Raw genomic sequence first — 806 nt, forward strand, 5'->3', positions numbered from 1 at the left:
GGTTCTGTCGCAAACTTTGAGTCATTAAGTTAAGATTTGCTTAATTTCTCTTCATGAGACTGATTCTTAATGTTTAAAGGCTGCCACTTCCCCTCTGAAGTTATTCTCGAAACCGTACGTTATTACCTCGCCTATAAACTCAGTTATCGTGAAATTGAAGATATTCAATTAGAGCGCGGTGTCGTTGTAGATCACGCCACGATTAATCGTTGGGTTATCAAATTTACGCCAATATTAGAGCACAAAGCGAGGTGTAGAAAGAAGCCCGTGTCTGACTCGTGGCGAATGGATGAAACCTACATCAAAGTAAAAGGCCAGTGGGTCTACTACTACCGAGCCGTCGATAAATTTGGGAAAGTGATCGATTATTATCTTAGCCCTAACCGTGATGAAGCTGCTGCTAAAGCCTTTCTGAATAAGGCGATTGCACAAAATGGTTTACCAAGCAGAGTCGTCATAGACGGAAGTAAGAGTAACTACGCGGCAATTGATTCGATGAATGTACAGCTCTGGTTGACGGGGTATTTTATGCTCTCCTTGGTAGAGATTTTGGACATTAAATATCTGAACAATATCGTTGAGCAGAGTCACCGTTGGGTGAAGCAAAAAACACGTCAAGCGCTGGGTTGGAAGTCAACGGAAGGAGCCTTGGCCAGTTTGCATGGGCGAGAAGTGTGGACGATGTTAAAACAAGAGCAGATAGATATTGAAGGGCAGACGGCCTTTGAGCGATTCTACGCACTCGCAGTATAATTGTATCTGTAGGATGGGTCTGTCACGGCTCTAACTATATTTGCGACAGAACC

At 43.5% G+C, this 806-nt stretch carries 1 protein-coding gene; it reads left to right on the forward strand.

Annotation, left to right across the window (positions count from 1 at the left end):
- Positions 1–69 precede the first annotated feature (69 nt).
- Positions 70–753 carry an IS6 family transposase gene (locus AB4496_RS00505; RefSeq protein WP_102258639.1) on the forward strand — a complete coding sequence of 228 codons (684 nt, stop codon included), beginning with the start codon at positions 70–72 and terminating at the stop codon, positions 751–753.
- Positions 754–806: the final 53 nt, after the last annotated feature.

Source organism: Vibrio sp. 10N.222.46.A1, assembly GCF_041473595.1.
GTDB classification, from domain to species: Bacteria; Pseudomonadota; Gammaproteobacteria; order Enterobacterales; family Vibrionaceae; genus Vibrio; species Vibrio tasmaniensis_A.

Bases quoted from the DNA above. Each gene is read 5' to 3' on its own strand.
- AB4496_RS00505 (WP_102258639.1), top strand. From the start codon at position 70: ATGTTTAAAGGCTGCCACTTCCCCTCTGAAGTTATTCTCGAAACCGTA.